The 673-nt window shown below is 69.2% G+C and carries 2 protein-coding genes; both read right to left on the bottom strand.

From position 1 onward, the window contains the following. The coding region (locus AQI95_RS44145; RefSeq protein ID WP_208614438.1) for a SpnB-like Rossmann fold domain-containing protein at positions 1 to 299 on the bottom strand (299 nt) is incomplete at its 3' end. An 11-nt stretch (positions 300 to 310) separates the two neighbouring features. After that, on the bottom strand, positions 311 to 673 hold a 363-nt coding region (locus tag AQI95_RS48635), incomplete at its 5' end, for a hypothetical protein (RefSeq protein WP_208614437.1).

Below are 673 nucleotides of genomic sequence, written 5' to 3'. Positions count from 1 at the left end.
GGTACGCGGACCAGGCGCGGCACGCTCACCACACCACCACGCACCGCCAACTCCGGCTCACCCACCGCCAACGCCGCAGGAAGCACCGCCACCGACGCCACATCCACACCAGCAGCCAGATCCACCATCACCAACTGGCCCGGATTCTCCGACTGCGCCGAACGCAACAGACCCCGCACCGCACTACCCGGCAGATCCACCACACCGGCACCGGCCTCAACCGCCACCGCACCAGCCGTCACCCACACCAACCGCGTCCCCGCGAACCGGTCCTCAGCCAGCCACTCCTGAACCACCACCAGAGCCCTGTTCACCGCCGCGTGCACCGACCCCGCGGTCTCGGCACCCTCCTGGCCGCCGTCGGCAGGACGAACACCGCATCCGGAAGAGGCACACCCGCGTCAAGCGCCGCGACCAACGCAGCCACATCCGCATACTCGGCAACCTCAGCACCCGAACCCGCCAGACCGATCGCATCACGACCGCCCAGCACCGCCCACCGCAGACCAGAAGCAGAAGCAGGAACCACCGGCGCAGGCAGCCACTCCACCCGGAACAACGACTCCACATGCCCGGCACCAGCCGCACCCACCTGGCCGGCCGAGGCCGGACGCAGCATCAGCGACTCCACCGACGCAACCGCACGACCAGCCTCATCAGCAACCAACAACGC

The organism is Streptomyces yokosukanensis (assembly GCF_001514035.1).
GTDB classification, from domain to species: domain Bacteria; phylum Actinomycetota; class Actinomycetes; order Streptomycetales; family Streptomycetaceae; genus Streptomyces; species Streptomyces yokosukanensis.
Note: the sequence above shows the minus strand (reverse complement) of the source record. Positions and strands in the feature narration are given on the sequence as shown.